This is a genomic window from Rhodospirillales bacterium, from assembly GCA_016699855.1.
GTDB lineage: Bacteria > Pseudomonadota > Alphaproteobacteria > Reyranellales > Reyranellaceae.
Map to the genome: position 1 here is coordinate 3053231 of CP064988.1, position 16870 is coordinate 3070100.

Annotated in this window: 11 protein-coding genes and 1 pseudogene; 7 read left to right on the forward strand and 5 right to left on the reverse strand. The window is 69.6% G+C overall.

The features are described 5' to 3' along the window. The first annotated feature begins 27 nt into the window (after positions 1–27). Together IPK81_14345 and IPK81_14350 are read left to right on the forward strand one after the other, a co-directional pair. On the forward strand, positions 28–699 hold the full coding sequence (locus tag IPK81_14345) for a TetR/AcrR family transcriptional regulator (protein QQS10809.1): 672 nt from the start codon (positions 28–30) through the stop codon (positions 697–699). Positions 700–906: 207 nt separating this feature from the next. Further along, positions 907–2181 carry an MFS transporter gene (locus IPK81_14350; GenBank protein QQS10810.1) on the forward strand — a complete coding sequence of 425 codons (1275 nt, stop codon included), beginning with the start codon at positions 907–909 and terminating at the stop codon, positions 2179–2181. On the opposite strand, the gene IPK81_14355 is transcribed toward IPK81_14350, so the two are convergent. Beyond that, positions 2178–2405, reverse strand: coding sequence for a hypothetical protein (locus IPK81_14355; protein ID QQS10811.1), 228 nt, complete (start codon positions 2403–2405; stop codon positions 2178–2180). The two genes, IPK81_14350 and IPK81_14355, sit on opposite strands and share 4 nt — an antisense overlap. Positions 2406–2602: 197 nt before the next feature. Between IPK81_14355 and IPK81_14360 the strand changes: the two genes are divergently transcribed. Further along, positions 2603–3472 carry a formate/nitrite transporter family protein gene (locus tag IPK81_14360; GenBank protein ID QQS10812.1) on the forward strand — a complete coding sequence of 290 codons (870 nt, stop codon included), beginning with the start codon at positions 2603–2605 and terminating at the stop codon, positions 3470–3472. 116 nt (positions 3473–3588) lie between these two features. Here IPK81_14360 and IPK81_14365 read toward each other — a convergent pair whose 3' ends face one another. After that, complete coding sequence (locus tag IPK81_14365) at positions 3589–4476, reverse strand: acetylxylan esterase (protein ID QQS10813.1); 888 nt, start codon at positions 4474–4476, stop codon at positions 3589–3591. A 646-nt stretch (positions 4477–5122) separates the two neighbouring features. Here IPK81_14365 and IPK81_14370 point away from each other — a divergent pair. The 3 genes from IPK81_14370 (at position 5123) to IPK81_14380 (ending at position 11265) form a co-directional block, all read left to right on the forward strand. Next, entirely contained in the window at positions 5123–7921 is a 2799-nt protein-coding gene (locus IPK81_14370) for an NAD(P)-binding protein (GenBank protein QQS10814.1), read from the forward strand. 158 nt (positions 7922–8079) lie between these two features. Beyond that, positions 8080–8643 (forward strand): NUDIX domain-containing protein, encoded by a 564-nt coding sequence (locus tag IPK81_14375; protein ID QQS15118.1) that lies wholly within the window; start codon positions 8080–8082, stop codon positions 8641–8643. 78 nt (positions 8644–8721) lie between these two features. Continuing rightward, a complete protein-coding gene (locus IPK81_14380) occupies positions 8722–11265 on the forward strand; it encodes a penicillin acylase family protein (protein ID QQS10815.1) in 2544 nt (847 codons plus the stop codon). A gap of 761 nt (positions 11266–12026) precedes the next feature. Here the strand turns inward: IPK81_14380 and IPK81_14385 are convergent. The 3 genes from IPK81_14385 to IPK81_14395 form a co-directional block, all read right to left on the reverse strand. After that, a complete protein-coding gene (locus IPK81_14385; protein QQS10816.1) occupies positions 12027–12995 on the reverse strand; it encodes a 2-hydroxyacid dehydrogenase in 969 nt (322 codons plus the stop codon). Between the two features lie 8 nt (positions 12996–13003). Beyond that, positions 13004–14146: an amidohydrolase gene (locus IPK81_14390; protein ID QQS10817.1), complete on the reverse strand. Its 1143-nt coding sequence runs from the start codon at positions 14144–14146 to the stop codon at positions 13004–13006. 137 nt (positions 14147–14283) lie between these two features. Further along, positions 14284–14973 (reverse strand): alpha/beta hydrolase, encoded by a 690-nt coding sequence (locus IPK81_14395; GenBank protein QQS10818.1) that lies wholly within the window; start codon positions 14971–14973, stop codon positions 14284–14286. Between the two features lie 170 nt (positions 14974–15143). On the opposite strand from IPK81_14395, the pseudogene IPK81_14400 reads away from it, so the two are divergent. Beyond that, positions 15144–16746: pseudogene (locus IPK81_14400) on the forward strand (gamma-glutamyltransferase). The last annotated feature ends 124 nt before the right edge of the window (positions 16747–16870 follow it).

The window sequence follows — 16870 nt, forward strand, 5'->3', positions numbered from 1 at the left end:
GGTATACTTTGGCGGCGAGGCGTTCCCATGCCCCGGTCCCCGGCGCCGACGCGCCAACGCATCCTCGACGCCGGCTACCGGCTGTTCCGGCGCAAGGGCTTCACGCGCGCCGGCATGGACGAGATCGCGGCGGCGGCGAAGCTCACCAAGCGCACGCTCTACCACCATTTCGACAGCAAGGACGCGCTGCTCGCCGCCGTGCTCGCGGCCCAGCACGAGCTGGCGCTGGCGGCGTTCCGCACCTTCGGCCACGGCCTCGACGGCGCGCCCGACGCCATCGTCGACAAGCTGTTCGCCGATCTCGCGGTGTGGGCCGACACGCCGCGCTGGGCCGGGTCGGGCTTCACGCGCCTCGTGATCGAGCTGGCCGATCTGCGCGGCCATCCCGCGCGCGCCATCGCGCGCCGCCACAAGGCGATGCTCGAGGGCCATCTCGCCGACACGCTGGCGCGCGCCGGCGTCGCGGCGGCGCGCGAGCGCGCGCGTGAGATCTGGCTGCTGTCGGAGGGCGCGATCTCGCTCACCCTCGTCCACGGCGGCCGCGCCCACATCGACGCCGCGGCCCGCGCCGCGAAGCGGCTGCTGGCGGTGGACGCGCCGTCTTCATGTGCCCTCTCCGCCGCGCAGCGGGGGACGGGGAGGGGACCCGCCGCGAAGAGGTGGAACGCCGTATCGGCGAAGCCGATACGACGGGGGTGAGGTGGTCGCCGTACCGGTCGTGATGTCGATGGAGGTGCAACGTGCGTCGAGGCGGGACGCGAGGGACCGCACCACGACCACCTCACCCTCCCACGCCTTCGGCGCGGGCCCCGCCCTCTCCCCCGCTGCGCGGCGGAGAGGGAATGAAGTCGCCGCCTGAGATGGGAGAATCCGCTGGCTTCGTTTCGGCCGCGCTATGATCCCCCGATGAGACCCCCGTTCCTCGCCACGCTGCTGATCCCGCGGCTGCCGTTCCACTATTGCTGGGTCGTGCTGGGCTGCGTGTGCCTGGCGGGGTTCGCGCGGCAGGGGCCGGCCGTGGCGGTGCTGTCGATCTTCGTCACCCCCATGACGAGCGAGCTGGGTTGGTCGCGCACCGAGATCTCCGGCGCCGTCTCGCTTGGCGGCCTGCTGGCGGCGCTGGTCTCGCCGGTGCTCGGCCCGGTGCTCGACCGAAGGGGCGCGCGCCTGGTGCTGACGCTGGCGGTGCTCGGCGTCGGGCTGGCCTGCATGGGCCTGTCGCTGGTCGCCACGCTGCCCGCCTTCTATCTCGGCTTCTGCTTCGCGCGCATGGTCTGGGCCGGGCCCTACGATCTCGGCCTCTACGGCGCGCTCAACGCCTGGTTCGTCTCGCGCCGGGCGCTCGCGAACTCGATCGCCTCGCTGGCCCAGCTCGCGGGTCTGGTGGCGCTGCCGCTGGTGGCGCAGCTCGCCATGCGCGACGGCGGCTGGCGCGCGGCGTGGGTGGCGGTCGGCGCCACGGTGCTGATCGTCGGCCTGCTGCCGGTGTGGCTGCTGATCGTGCGCCGGCCCGAGGATGTCGGCCTGACGCCCGACGGCGCCGCCGCCGCCGACGCGTCGGCCGCCGCGGCCGAGCCGTCCTTCACCCGCGGCGAGGCGATGCGCACGCCGGCCTTCTGGCTGCTGACGCTCTACACCGTGCTGGTCTTCCCCGTGCAGGCCGGCGTCAGCCTGCACCAGGCGCCGCACCTGATCGAGCGCGGGCTCTCGCCCATGGCCGCCGCCGGCGTCGTCGCGGTGTTCTCCTCGCTGTCGGCGCTGGCCGCCTTCGGCCTCGGCTTCCTGCCCAGGCGCTGGCCGGTGCGCCACGCCATGGCCGCCTCGGCCGCCGCGCTGGCCGTCGGCACGTTCGGGCTGCTGGCCGTCCACGACGCCGCCGGCGCCTACCTCGCCGGCGGCTTGTTCGGCGCCGGGATCGGCGGCGTGATGACCCTGCTGCCGCTGGCCTGGGCCGACTATTTCGGCCGCCGCAGCTACGGCGCCATCCGCGGCGTCGCGCTGTCGGCGCAGGTGCTGGCCCAGGCCGCCGGGCCTCTCTTGTCGGGCATCCTGCGCGACGCGACCGGCGACTACACCGCCTCGCTGCTGGTGCTGGGGACGCTGGCGGCGCTCGCTGTCGTCGCGGCTGTCGTGGCGCGGCGCCCCGCGCCGGAGCGTGGCGCCGGTCGGGACCCGTCCTAGTGGAGCCTCGCCACCGCCACCGCCACCGCCACCGCGACCGTCACTGACACCGCCACCGCCACCGCGACCGTCACCGCCACCGCGACCGCGACCGCCACCGCGACCGCGACCGCCACCGCCACTGACACCGCCACCGCCACCGCGACCGTCACCGCGACCGCCACCGCCACCGCGACCGTCACCGCCACCGCGACCGCCGCCGCCACCGCCACCGCGACCGCCACCCGTCGACCGGGTCGACCCCGCCGACGCCGTTGGCGTTCGCGCCGGTCGCGCGGCTGTTGCGGCCGCCGCCCGGATTCCGCACGCTCCGCCGACAGGACGCGGCGCCGCCGCGACGCCGGACCGGCGCCGGAGTCCGCCGGCGCCGCTCCAGACGACGCATTGAAGGTCCGCGCGCGGCGCGGCGGCCGGGGGCTCGATGACCGAAACGCGTGAAGGAACGCCCGGCGAGGCCGGCGGCGCCGACCCGCTTCCGCCGTCGGAGATCGCGCGGGCCTGCGAGGCCGCCGGCGCCGCCAAGGCGGCGCGCGACGCCGTCGCGCTCCTCGTCCTCGGTGTCCTCGCCGGCGCCTTCATCGCGTTCGGCGCGATGTTCATGACCGTGGTCGCGACCGGGGCCGGCGACCTGCCCTGGGGGGTCGGGCGCCTCCTCGCCGGGCTGGTCTTCTCCCTCGGCCTCATCCTGGTGGTCGTGGGCGGCGCCGAGCTGTTCACCGGCGACGCGCTGATGGTCGTGGCCTGCGCCAGCGGGCGGATCGCGCCGGGCGCGCTCCTGCGCGCGTGGTCGCTCGTCTACCTCGGCAACATCGCCGGCGCGGCGGGCACCGCCGCGATGGTGTTCCTCGCCGGGCAGCATGGCTTCGCCGGCGGCGCCGTCGGCGGCACCGCGCTGGCGATCGCGTCGGCCAAGGCGGCCCTGCCGACGGCGCAGCTGTTCGTCCTGGCCGTCCTCTGCAACGTGCTGGTCTGCCTCGCGGTGTGGATGGCGTTCGGCGCGCGGACGGCGGCCGGCAAGGTCGCCGTCATCGTGCCGCCGGTGGCCGCCTTCGTCGCCGCCGGGTTCGAGCACTCCATCGCCAACCTCTACTTCCTGCCCTACGGCCTCGCCATCAAGGCGTGGGCCGCGCCGGAGTTCTGGACGGCGGTCGGCCGCAGCGCCGCCGACTATCCGGCCCTGACCGCCGGCGCCGCGCTCCATAACATCGCCGTGTCGACCGTCGGAAATCTGGTCGGCGGCAGCCTCCTGGTCGGCGTCGTCTACTGGTTCCTGTATCTGCGGCGGCGCTAGGACGGCGGCGCGACGCCGCGCCCTCATGTTCCTCGCCGCCACCGGCGGAGAGGAACGGCGGAACGAAGTTCCGCCGGAGGTGAGGGGGGCGCCTGCCGCGCTCGCGCTCGCGCGGGCTACCGCCGCGCCGCCACCGGCAGGCCCTGCGCCGCCAGATACCGTTCCAACGTGTCGCCCCAGAGTTCCGGCGAATTGATGATCCGGTGGCCGGCGCCGGCCGCGACCGGCTGGTACTCGTGGAAGGAACCCCGCCCGCCGGCGGCCTTGAACGCCTCGAAGTTCCGGCGGCTGTGGGCGAGCGGATAGAACGAGTCCTTGTCGCCGTAGAGCCAGAGCGTCTCGCGCGGGAAGCTCCCGCCGAGCCGGAAGATCCGCTGGTTGATCGCCGCGGCCTGCGCGCATCCCGCGCCCATCCAGCCGCCGACGAAGTTGATCGTCGCGCGCGGGATTTCCGGCCGCCGGCCGCTCCAGGCGATGGCGAGGATGCCGCCGCGCGACTGCCCGCCGACCACGACCTGGCGCCGGTCCACGAACGGCATCGCCAGCACCGCGGTCGTCGCCGCGTCGATGTCCCGCAGCGCCCGCTCGGCGCCCGGCACCGACAGCGTCTCCTCGCACGCGTAGCCCTTGTCGCGCGGCTGGCCGAAGCCCTCGTCGTACAAGCCCTCCGAGCCGCCGCGGCCGCGCCGCGACGGCAGCGCGACGGCCCATCCCCGCGCCGTGAACCACGCGCTCAGCTGTTCGGGATCGTAGGGCCGGCGGAACAACGACGGATCGTCGCCGCGCCCGGTCGAGCCGTGGTGGAAGATCAGGGTCGGAAACGGACCGGCGCCGGCCGGCCGGTGTATCCGCGTGGACAGGCGGACGGACTCGCCGTCGATGACGACGGGGATCATCTCCGTCCGCTGCGTCGGTCCCGAGGGCTGCGCGCGCGCGAGGAGCGGCCACGCCGCCGCGCCGCCAAGCAGCGCCGTGAACGCCCGCCGCTTCAGGGATGTGGTCATCCCGTCACCTCGTCGGAATTGAGGAGGGCCGCAGGATACCACCCCGCGTCGTTCGGCGCATGCGCCTGCGACGGGAATGCTGCGCTGACGGCTGGCTCGTCGGAGCTGCTCGCCGTCCACGACGCCGTCGGCGTCTACCTCGCGGGCCGGTTGTTCGGCGTGGGCATCGGCGGGATCATGACGCTGCTGCCGCTGGCGTCGGCCGATTATTTCGGCCGCCACAGTCACGGCGCCATCCGCGGCGTCGCGCTGTCGGCGCAGGTGCTGGCCCAGGCCGCCGGCCCGCCGCTGTCGGGATCCTGCGCGGCGCGACGGGCGACTACACGCGGTCGCTGCTGGTGCTGGGGACGCTGGCGGCGCTGGCGGTCGTGGCGGCGGTGGTGGCGCGGAGGCCCTACTTGGCTCAATGAGCGAACGCTCGCCATCACGCAAGTTCGACGGACCATTCGCCCGAGCCTTCGTCTTGAGCCAGAAGCGCCTACCTCTCACGTTCGGTCGAGGTGGATGCGGTTGTTGGCATCTTGCATATCACAACCAAAGCAGCCTATGGTTGCAGCCTTAGAAGCGTCTGTGCGTTCATGGTTGCCAGCGGTGACCTTGCGGTCGCCGTGGCATTTTCAAAAACGAGAATGCACGGAGCGCGCGCATGTCCGTTCAACGCGATAAAGCCCACTATGATGGTGTCCGAGCACGGTCGACCGCGCTGCTCACTCAATACCGCCTCCAGCCGACGGATCGATCTACGCGCCCAGATGTGTACATTCTCGGATCTCATGAAACCAATCGAGTGACTGTCGCATCGCAGCAAGTGCGTGCGATCAATCTTGTGAACGCAGTATGGGGGCTCGGCGAAGCTGATGCATTCGATGCGCGCGCGAGCGGCTCGGAGAACGCGCCGCAGGAGTCGAAGTCACTGAAGGGGAAGGATGTCTGGGTAGTCGGCGCCGGCGTCGGCGGCCTGACGACGGCGGCGTGTGCCGCACAGCACGGTGCCAAAGTGACTGTGTTTGACCGAGAGTCTCGCATACTATCGCGATTTCGAGATAGTCGGCGGCTTCTTCACCCACGTCTTTACGAGTGGGGTTCGCCGCAAGACTTCTCGGTGGCGAACAACAGCTACTGGGCGAAGGGAGAAGCCGAGCTTCCGTTGCTAAGCTGGAATGTCGATTCTGCATCCAATGTAGTCGAGAGCATCGAACGTCAATGGGAGGGCTGGCGCACGCTGTTCGAGATCGACGTTAAACTAAGAAGTACGCTCTCTGTCGGCTGTGATGGTGGTTTCTTCCTACACGATCCTGATACGGAACGCCGCGATGTGCCAAAGGAGGCGATTCTTGTTCTAGCGCTGGGCTTCGGAGAAGAGCCTACGCGTAAGTTCCGGTATAGAGGCGCGTGCTACGAAACGGTCGGATACTTTTCCAAGACGGAGCCCGTCGACCAGATCGAAAATATCTCAAATTGCCGCGCTACTGTGTGTGGCAATGGAGATGGGGCGATTACTGACCTTCTTCGACTGCTTGTTTGCGATTTCAGCCAACGTGAACTCGAACGGTGGATTTGCAGCGCCGATCCCGTGGGTAAATTCGAACGAGCGGTTCTTGAGATTGAAGCGGCTCAAGCTGAGCGCCGCCAAAGCGTCCTGTCGAGCGCACAGCGGCGACGCGACGGTAGCCCTGTTATCTCGACGACTATGCGAAATGAGATGAGATCCTCTGAGCGAACAGCCGAGGCATATCTTGATCTGCGCTGCGATGCGCTCGATGATCTGGTTAGGGCGCAAATGCGGCGCGGTAACGATGTTGTTCTGTCCGTTCGCCCAATCTACGGCAGGCCGCCAGTTAGCGCACTTGCGTCTTCGGCGTTCCCGCTGAACAAGTTCCTCCTTGCGTCGATTCTGCGCGTCTGTGCCCAGAACCAGTGCCCGCCGCTTCGCGTTGTCCACGAGACGCGCGCTGTGCCTGACCTCGGGGAGGATCGCTACCTAGTATATCGAGTCGGACCGAAGCACGATAAGGCGACTTCAGTACTCGGGTCTGTGCACCTCCGCAATACGTTCGAAAGGCTCGGGGAGCGCGCGGCGTCCGACATAACTCGCGTTCCGGAATGGACGAGAGCCGGGGAGGTCGATGATCCGGGCCGGCTACGCAGACCAGACTTTGTGGTGCCGGTGGGAGGTGACCCAGTCGACCTTGCGCGGGTATTCGAGAAAATAGGACGATTTGACCTTGTGGCGGACGTGTTCGATTCGACATTTCAGGGCGCACTTTCGGCGTGCGACCCCACCAACGATAAGAAACTGCTAAGAAGGTACTATCTTGGGATGATTCGAGCGGCGGCACTTTTCAACAGCCGGATACTGGTGACAGATGCCCAAGTGTGGGACGGATCGTTCATGGCGTCGCTGCCGGAAATCTATGAATGTCTTTCTTCGCGCGAGCAAGAGACACTGCGTAGTAAGCTTGTCGTAAGGATACGGCAGACTGCTGGTGGCAATAAGGCGCGAGATACCTACGCGAAGCCCGCATACGTCATGTCGTCATTTTCGCCGGAATTGAACGAATCGTTCAGAAGATTCCTTTCAAGTATAGGTGACGTTCAGAACATCAGTATAGATACCGCTCTGCGCCGTTTGTTAGAGAGCGTTGACAATAAACGCCACGAGCAGGAGGTTGATCAGATCATCTGCCGGTGGGGCGCTCTAGACAAGTTTGTGGGAAATGTTGTGAAGTCAGAGATCTGGCCGAACGCCGCTCCGTGGGATGTCGACCTCTGCTACGAAGATCCAGGTCGCGCTTACTGGGAGTCGCGAAATAAGAAGCACCTTCAGGACCTTTTTAGTGTCCGTCCAGATGAAATGAGGGGAGCCCGTAGCCCGATGGTTTTGAAAATGGGGAGTATTCGAGAAGGGCTAACTGATCCGCACGAGATCGCGGCATTTGAGGAAGTTCGCGACTGGTACGAGCGGGCGTACAATAGGATGGTTGCGCGCAGCCAAGGCGCGAGTGCGTACATGAGTCTGTACGCCAAGGCGCAGCCCGGTAGCGGTGCGCAAGCACAGGAGGAAGGAATTCTTTTGGAGAAGCCCCTCAGGATTGAGGCACTAGGTGCGCTTGATTCCGAAAGGTATGCAGAACTCTCTGTCCGTCTTAGTGCCGGTGTGGATAAATGGTACAGGTCGGGACAAGTGGAGTACAAACGGGATATCTTAGAAGAGGTGCAATCCGCTCTAAACACGAACGCGAATGAGGGGCTTGGTTCGTTGGCGGGTCACGCGCACGAACACCTTGCAGACAAGGCGATAGCTGCCGGAACGGTCGAGGGCTTGTTCATTGAGACGGTCAGTCGTCGGGCGGCTGGACCTACCAGCAGATTGGCGGCGAGGGAGCAGAGCGTTTCAACACTACGTGAGCGTGAAGCCGTTACTTCCTATGGAGCGCAGGGATGACGACGCCAATCCCAGAGGCCAATCGTTCGCTTGTGCGGCCGATTGCGACGTCTGACAAAATAAGCAGGGGCTGGACAGTCCATTTGAATGGAACGCTGGTGCCCAACGCAACGCATCTTACGATATCGTCGCCGCGGTTCGGTATTGTCACGTACGGGATGACGCTTGGCGGATACGATGGTTGGAGTTACCGAGAGCCCAACGGCGGCGTGGTGATCGTGCCATTTGTGATGATTCGCGATGAAGTATTTGTCGGTGTCGTAAAACAGTACCGTCACAATATGGGAGGCGCCGTTCTCAACGCGCCGCGTGGATTCGTGGACCCAGGCGAGAGCCCAAACGCCGCTGCCGCTCGAGAGTATCATGAAGAAACTGGGGCGAACGCTGAAGCTGTCGAAGAGCTTCCCGGTGAGGCCGTCAATACAAACAGCGCGTTCGTTGAGACGCCGAAGCGAGGCGACGGCGTTCGCTTCTTCAAGGTTTCCGTTCAAGCCGGAGACGTGGAGTGCATCGATGGCCGGTTTCTGTTGAGTCCGCGGATGGTAAGCCAGTCCGAATCTGCAGTTTCGCATCGATTGGCGGAGCAATTGGAGCGAATGGAGTTTATTCCATGGTATGATGCCGCCCGTGTAGCGGATATGTTCACCGTTGCCGGCGTCGCGCGCCTATTGGCATCTTTGGGGCCAATAGCGGCCGCATCGCATGTGGAGAGGGGCGTCTGACCGGCGGGTTGAAGTAGCATGAGCGTCGACAGTTCAACGACGGCTGGACAGCCGCAGTGTGGAATCTGAGATCGAGTGGTGACGACGACCATTTGGATAGATCCGACCCCCGCCGCCGGCGCGCAGCGCGTCGCCGGCCTGTCCGCCCCCGTCGACATCTTCCGCGACCCCCAGGGCATCCCGCACATCCGCGCCGGCTGCGCGGCCGACGCCTGGTTCGGGCAGGGCTACGCCCACGCGCAGGACCGGTTGTGGCAGATGGACGCCGCGCGCCGCCGCGCGGTCGGGCGCTGGGCGGAGTGGGGCGGGCCCTCGGGCGTCGCCTCCGACGCGCTGGCCCGCCGCCTCGACGTCGCCGGCGCCAGCCGCCGCGACCTCGCGGCGATGGGCGCCGAGGGCCGCGCCATGCTCGACTCCTACGCCGCCGGTGTGAACGCGTTCATCGTGCAGGGCCGCCTGCCCATCGAGTACACGCTGCTGGGCGAGGCGCCGGAGCCGTGGGAGGCGTGGCACTCCATCGCCGCCATGCGCCAGCGCGGATTCCTGATGGGCTCGGTGTGGTTCAAGCTGTGGCGCGCCGCGGCGCTGCGCGCCATCGGGCCGGACCAGCTCTCGAAGCTGCGCTACGACGATGGCGGCGGCGACCTGCTGTGCATCCCGCCCGGAATCGAGGCGGCGCGCTGGATCGCGACGCTCTCCGAACTCGCGCCGGCGCTGGAGGCCGTGGCGGCGCTGGGCGCGGTCGACGCCACCGGTGGCGGCAGCAACAACTGGGCGCTGTCGCCGTCGCGCACCGCGACCGGCCGGCCGATGCTGGCCGGCGATCCGCACCGCGTGCTCGAGATCCCCAACATGTACACGCAGGCCCATGTCGCCTGCGACACCTTCGACGCCATCGGCCTGACCGTGCCCGGCGTGCCGGGCTTCCCGCATTTCGGCCATAACGGCCGCGTCGCGTGGTGCGTGACGCACGCCTTCATGGACATCTACGATCTCTACGTCGAGAAATTCGCGCCCGGCGATCCCGGCCGCTACCTGTTCAAGGGCGAGTGGCTGGCGGCGTCGCGGCGGATCGAGCGCATCGCCGTGCGCGGCGCGGCCGACATCGAGATCGAGGTGTTCGCCACGCGCCACGGCGGCATCATCGCCGGCGATCCCGCCGCCGGCGCGGCGGTGGCGCTGCGCAGCCCGCAGATCGACGAGACCGACACCTCGCTGGACTGCCTGCCCCGGATGCTGCGGGCCGGCACGGTGCGCGAGCTGTTCGACTCGACGCGCGGCTGGGGCCTGCTCGACCACAACCTCGTGGCCGGCGACACCGCGGGCAGCATCGGCCATCTCGTGCGCGCCATCGTGCCCGACCGCGACCGGATCAACGGCTGGCTGCAGGTGCCCGGCTGGACCGGCGCGCATGAGTGGCGCGGCATGGTGCCGTTCGAGCGCATGCCCGTGGTGATCGATCCGCCCGACGGCCGTATCGTGACGGCCAACAACCGCGTCGTGGCCGACACGCATCCAGACTACCTCGCCACCGACTGCCACCCGCCCTACCGCGCCAAGCGCATCGCCGAGCGTCTGGCCGCGCTGGGCGCGGCGACGGTCGACGACATGGCCGCGATCCACATGGACGTCTCGACGCCCAACGGGAGGCTGCTGCGCGACAAGCTGGCGGCGCTGGGGAGTGCCGCGGAAGCGGCGTCGTCCGCGGTCGCGGGTGGCGCGGCTGGCGCGAGCGCCGCCGCGTCGTCATCGATGTCTGCGGCTGGCGCGCGTGTTGCCGCGTCGTCATCGGCGTCCGCGGTTGGTCCGCGTGGCGCGGCGCCGTCATCGGCGTCCACGGCTGATGCGCGTGCTGTGTCGTCCGCGGCCGCGGCCAGGGCGCGCTCGGCGGCGTCGGCACCGGCCGCCGCGTCGTCTTCGTCCGCGGTGCCGGCGTTGTCGCCGGCCGCGGAGGCGCTGCGCGCCCGTGTCGTGGCATGGGACGCGCGCATGGACGCCGCCTCGACCGGCGCCACCGCCTACATCGCGGTGCGCCGGGCGTTGACCATGATCCTGGCGGAACGCGCCGGGCTGGCCGCGACGGCGGCCGATCCGCTGATGGCCGTGGCGCCCGGCGTGGTGGCGGTGAACCAGTTGTGGTGGACCCTGCCGACCCTGCTGCGCGACGACGACGCGGCGCTGCTCAAGGGCTGGAGCTGGGCGCAGGCTTTGGCGGCGGCGCTGGAGCGCGTCGCCGGCGACGACACCTCGGCGCCGTGGGGCGCGGCGCACCGGCCGAAGTTGGTCCATCCGCTGTCGTCGCTGTTCGCCGACTCCGCGGCGCTGCTCGATCCCGTGGGGTTGCCGCAGCAGGGCGACGGCGACTGCGTGCTGGCCAACGGTCTGCTGTGCAGCGCCGGCACCGCGACCGCGTACGGCCCGCTGGCGCGCTACGTGTTCGACGTCGGCGCGTGGGAGAACAGCCGGTGGATCGTGTTCCACGGCGCCTCCGGCCAGCCCGGCAGCCCGCACTACATGGACCAGCACGCCGCCTGGACCGACGGCCGCATGGTGCCGATGCTCTACGACTGGCGGCAGGTCGAGGCGCAGGCGACCGCGCGGCTGACGCTGTCGCCGGGGTAGGGGTCGGAGCGGACGTCGACGTTTTTCCCTTCTCCCCTGTCAGCAGGCACGCCGATCGCCTTTGGCGCGGCGTCGCCACCTCACCCACCTCTCCCCCGATGGGGGAGCGGAATAAGACGCTTGAGAAGAGCGATAGCGGCCGCGTCCGCACGCTCCTGTTCCTCTCCCCCATCGGGGGAGAGCAGCCGCGTCCGCACGCTCATGTTCCTCTCCCCCATCGGGGGAGAGCAGCCGCGTCCGCACGTTCATGTTCCTCTCCCCCATCGGGGGAGAGGTTAGCTGACGGGGTCGCGTGTCGCCGCGCAACGAAAGGGACCACGGACGCCCGCCCTCGGACACACCCACACTGTCATCCCGAGCGCCAGCGAGGGATCTAGGCACAGTCCCTGGATCCCTCGCTGGCGCTCGGGATGACAGTAGGAGTCGGGGCGAGCGTGGGAGTCGGGCTGACCGTGCGAGTCGAGGTGACCGTGGGAGTCGGGGTGACAGCGGCGTTCGCGGCGCGGGTCCGAATCGTTCCCGAAATCGCGGTCGAGGCGTCCATCCGCCTCACGAATTCGCCCTCAGACCCCGCTTTTGTATATTGTATGCAAAATACAATATACAAACCGCGATTCAGGCCCCCCGTCATCCGTGAAAATCGATCCGATGCCGATAAAGCGCGGACTCGAAATGTCCCCGCGCCCCGCGCGCACCGCGCCAGAACGCGTCCCCGCGAACGCAGATCCGCGCCGCGCCGCGGCGGGCGGAGCCACCGTGGATCAGTCCGCCAGCTCCGGCGCGACCCACAACGGCGGCTCGCCACGGGCCACCCGCTGGACGTTGTCGAAGGCGTTGCGCAGGCGCGCCTCGTTGCTCTCCCAGGTCGGGCCGGCGAGGTGCGCGGTGAGGATCACGTTGTCGAGCGTGAACAGCGGATTGTCGGGCGACGGCGGCTCCTGCTCGAGCACGTCGAGCCCGGCGCCGAACAGCGCGCCCTTGGCCAGCGCGGCGTGCAGCGCCGTCTCGTCGATCACCGGTCCGCGGCTGGTGTTGATCAGGATCGCCGACGGCTTCATCAGCGCCAGCTCGTCGGCGCCGATCAATTTCTCCGTGCTGGCGTTGAGCGGCACGTGCAGCGAGACGATGTCCGATCCGCGGAGGATCTCCGGCAGGAGGCGGAAGCGCACCTCCAGCGAATCCTCCGCGTCCTCCGGCAGCCGCGCGATGTCGTAGTAGTGCACGCGCATGCCGAAGGCCTGCGCCAGCCGCGCCGTCTTCTTGCCGATCGTGCCCAGCCCGACGATGCCCAGCGTGCGGCCGCGCAGCTCGTGCACGCGCGGCACGTCGTTGCCGCGCCAGCGTCCGCCCGACACGTTGGCGTGCTGGCGCGTGAGACGGCGCGACACCGCCAGCATCAGCAGCAGCGCGTGCTCCGACACCGCGACCGAGTTGGCGCCGCCGTTGTTGGACATCGGCACGCCGGCGGCGCGCGCGGCGCCGATGTCGGCGCGGTCGTAGCCGGCGCTGAGCAGCTGGATGAGCTTGAGTCTCGGCGCCGCCTTGAACAGCGCCTCGTTGACCAGCATGTCGGCGAAGCCGACGAGGTACTCGGCCTCGCCGATGGCGGCGCGGAACTCGGCGCTGCCGCCGGCGGCCGGCACCAGCTCGAAGCCCTTCGGCAGGATGTCGCGCGCGGTGCCGTGGCTCTCCGACGGCGCGACGAGGACGATGCGCGGTGCCTTTGCCATCGTTGCGCTCACGCCGCGTCGAGCTGGTAGAGCTTGGCGGCGTTGTCGCGCACGACCTTGCGCCGCGTCGCCGCCGGCAGATGGCCGAGCTCGCGCGCCAGGAACTCCTGCGAATCCGGCCAGATGCCGTCGGGATGCGGGAAATCCGAGCCCCACATCACGTTGTCCTCGCCCAGCTCGTCGAGCAGCCGGATGCCGATGCGGTCGGTCTGGTACGTCGCGTAGCACTGCCGCCGCCAGTAGTCGCTGGGCTTCATCTTGAGGTCGAGGTCCTTGAACTGGTCCTCCCATTCGAGGTCCATGTGGTCGAGCACGTAGGGGATCCAACCCAGCCCGGCCTCGCCGATCACCACCTTCAGATTCGGCCAGCGCTCCAGCGCGCCGCTGAAGATGAACGCCATCAGCATCGTCGACATGTGCATCTGGAAGCCGGTGATGTGCGTCGCGGCGGCGCGGCGCTGCACGAACTTCTCGCGCTTGGCGACGTCGGGCGAGCGGCCGCCGATGGTGTGGAAATGCACCGGCAGCCCGGTCTCGTGCGCGACCTTCCACAGCGGCTCCCAGAAGGGATCCCACAGCGGCGTGAGGTCGGGCCGGTTGGCGACGTCGAGGCCGCGCACGCCGCGGGCCGCCGCGCGCTTCACTTCGGCGACGGCGGCGTCCATGTCGTGGCCGGGGATGTTGGCCAGGCCGATCAGCCGGTCGGGATGGGATCTGCAGAAATCGTGGAGCCAGTCGTTGTAGATCTGGAGCATCACGACGGCGGCCTCGGAGTCGTTCAGCCGCATGCTCGAGCCGAGGATGCCGTAGAGCACCTCCGCCTGCACGCCGTCGCGGTCCTGGTCCTTCAGCCGCAGCTCCGGCTCGGTCAGGCGGCGGATGCCCTTCTTGCCGTCGTCGTAGAGCCCGGTCGCCGCCATGCGGTCGGAGCGGTGGATGACGCCCGGCTCGTAGGGGCGGCCGGCCGACCCCATGCCGTTCATCAGGCCGAACTGCGCGCCGTTGGCGCTGACCCAGCGCTTGCCGTCGGGCGCGTCGACGACGTGCGGCATGCGGTCCTTGAACGCCGCCGGTGCGTTGGCGGTGAACAAATCCGGCGGCAGCCAGATCAGATCGACATGGCCGTCGGCCGAGATGACGTCGTACTTCACGGGCGTCCTCCGTCGCTTTCTCGCGATGCGTTCGTTGCCGGAAACCGTGTCACCGGCGCCACCGCCGGTCAATCGCCGCCGCCCGCGCGCCGCGCATGGCGGCGGCGCCCCGTCCGCATCGGCGGCGGATCGCGGCGCTACGCCTCGACGATGAGCTTCGCCAGAGCGTCGGGTTCGCTCAGCATCGGATAGTGGCCGGTCTCGAGCTCGGCCCAGCGCGCGCCGAGCTTCGTCGCGGCGCGGCGCTGGTGCGCCTCCGGCGGATTCGGACTGCCGGCGCAGCGGACCACCGTCGCGCGCCACGGCAGCGACCAGAACGACGGCAGCGAGACGGGCGCGTACATCGTGGCGATGGGGTGCTGCGTCGCGCGCTCGACCGCCCAGGCGCGCGTGGCGGGATCGAGCTCGGCGAACAGCCGCGTCTCGAGGTCGTGGCGCGTCGGGCCGGTGGCGAGCGCCGTGTCGACGGCGGTCGGTCGCTTGACGATGTCCGGCAGCTTCTCGCCGTCGAGCAGCGCCAGCGCGTCGGCGAAGACCAGCCGCGCGATCCGATCGCGCGCCCGCTCGGCCAGCGCGCACATCACCATGCCGCCGGTGCTGGTGCCGACCAGCACGACGTCGCGGAGATCCTCGTGGAACATCAGCGAGGCCAGCTCGTCGGCCTGCGACTCCGTCGTGATGCCGGCGCGCAGCTGGTGGGCGCGCTCGGCGCAGCCGTCGAGCGTCGGCGCCAGCGCGTGGTTGCCGTCGGCGCGCAGACGCGCCGCCACGCGGGTCCAGATCCAGCCACCCTGGTAGGCGCCGTGGATGAGCATGATGGTCGCCATGTCGACGCTCCCGTGAGGCGCGGGCGCATCCGGCCGCGCGCGGTGTCAGTTTCAGCCGCCGATACTGGCACGCGGCCGCGTCGCGGGCGCGGCCGAATCGCGTCGTCCTCGCTTGCCGCGCCGCGCCGGGCGTCGGAGGATCGCCGCGCAACCACGCGCGGAGAACTCGCATGCACGGCAACCGGCCGACCGTCTCGTCTCTGAACGGCGTCGTCGCCGCGGCGCATCCGCTGGCGGCGCAGGCCGGCGCGCGGCTGCTGAACGAGGGCGGCAACGCCTTCGACGCCGCCGTCGCGACGGCGGCGGCGCTGAACGTCGTCGAGCCCTACATGTCCGGCCTCGCCGGCATGGGCGTGGCGACCTGCTACGTCGCCGCCGAGAAGCGCGTGCGGGCGCTCGACTTCGTCACCGCCATCCCCGAGAACCTGCCGGTCGAGCGCTTCCGCGTCCGCGAGGACCTGCTGCGCGGCGCGCTGGCGGTCGGCGCTCCCGGCAATTTCGCGGGCTGGAGCGAGAATGTCGCGCGCCCACGGCCGCAAATCGATGCGCGAGGCGCTGGCGCCGGCGATCGCGCTGGCGCGCGGCGGCTTCCCGCTGATCGAGTTCAACGTCGACGAGATCAACGGCGTCAGCGCGGAGCTGCGCGGCCACGCCGCGCTCTACGACGCGTGGGCGCGCAACTACACCGCCGGCACCGGCGGCGCGACGCCCGGCGCGATCCTCAAGCAGCCCGACCTCGCGGCGACGCTGGAATCGCTGGCGGAGTCCGGCGCCACGCTGCTGCACGGCGGCGCGCTGGGACGCGCCGTGGTGGCGCATCTCCACAGCCTCGGTGGCTGCCTCACGCTCGGTGATCTGGAGCGCGTGCGGCCGGTGTGGCAGGAGCCGCTGGTCGCGTCCTACCGCGGCCTCGCGATCCACGTGCCGCCGCCGTCATGCGAGGCGTTCCAGTACCTGCTGACCCTGCGCATCCTCGAGGGCTTCGACATCGCCGCGATGGAGCGGAACGGGGTCGCCTATCTCGACCTGGTGTGGCGCGCCATCCGTCTCGCCGCCGGCGTGCGCATCGCCGACAACAATCCGACACCGGAGCGGCTGGCGCACATGCTGTCGGACGGGCATGTCGAGACGCTGCGCGCGCGCGTGCGCGACGGCGTGCCGGTGGTCGGCCCGACCGAGCAATGGACGGAGACGCCGGGCGCCGCCGCCGCCGAGGGCCACACGACCTCGTTCTCGATCGCCGACCGCGATGGCAACGTCGTCTGTCTGACGCAGAGCCTCGGCAGCGTGTTCGGCTCCGGCGTCGTGGTGCCGGGCACGGGCGTGTGCCTCAACAATTTCCTCTACTGGGCCGACGTCAATCCGCGCAGCCCGAACCGCTCGAAGCCCGGCGGTCCGCTGCCGGTCTGCGTGGCGCCGAGCGTGGCGCTGCGCGACGGCCGGCCGGTGCTGGCGCTGGGCACGCCGGGCAGCTACGGCATCCTCCAGACGCAGGTGCAGGCGCTGCTCCAGCACGTCGATTTCGGCCTGCCGCTGCAGGCCGCGATCGAGGCGCCGCGGGCGCGGTTGATGGACGGCGTCGAGGTCGTGGCGGAGGGGCGCTTCGCGCCGGCCGTGCTGGCGACGCTGGGCGGCCGCGGACACGCCGTCGAGACGCTGCCGGGCTGGACCATGAAGGTCGGCGGCATGCAGGGCGTGGCGATCGATCCCGCCACCGGCGCGATGACCGGCGCCGCCGATCCCCGCCGCGACGGCTACGTCGTGGCGGTGTGAGGTGCGGCCGGTCCGACATTGTGCGTCCGTCGCGCGACGAGGTCCCTCGCTCCGTTCAGGATGACGGGACTTGGCGCACGTGACCGTCCTTTGTCATCCCGAGCGTAGCGAGGGATCTTTCCGC

Bases quoted from the DNA above. Each gene is read 5' to 3' on its own strand.
- IPK81_14370 (QQS10814.1), top strand. From the start codon at position 5,123: ATGTCCGTTCAACGCGATAAAGCCCACTATGATGGTGTCCGAGCACGG.
- IPK81_14360 (QQS10812.1), top strand. From the start codon at position 2,603: ATGACCGAAACGCGTGAAGGAACGCCCGGCGAGGCCGGCGGCGCCGAC.
- IPK81_14385 (QQS10816.1), bottom strand. From the start codon at position 12,995: ATGGCAAAGGCACCGCGCATCGTCCTCGTCGCGCCGTCGGAGAGCCAC.
- IPK81_14375 (QQS15118.1), top strand. From the start codon at position 8,080: ATGACGCTTGGCGGATACGATGGTTGGAGTTACCGAGAGCCCAACGGC.
- IPK81_14395 (QQS10818.1), bottom strand. From the start codon at position 14,973: ATGGCGACCATCATGCTCATCCACGGCGCCTACCAGGGTGGCTGGATC.
- IPK81_14345 (QQS10809.1), top strand. From the start codon at position 28: ATGCCCCGGTCCCCGGCGCCGACGCGCCAACGCATCCTCGACGCCGGC.
- IPK81_14350 (QQS10810.1), top strand. From the start codon at position 907: ATGAGACCCCCGTTCCTCGCCACGCTGCTGATCCCGCGGCTGCCGTTC.
- IPK81_14365 (QQS10813.1), bottom strand. From the start codon at position 4,476: ATGACCACATCCCTGAAGCGGCGGGCGTTCACGGCGCTGCTTGGCGGC.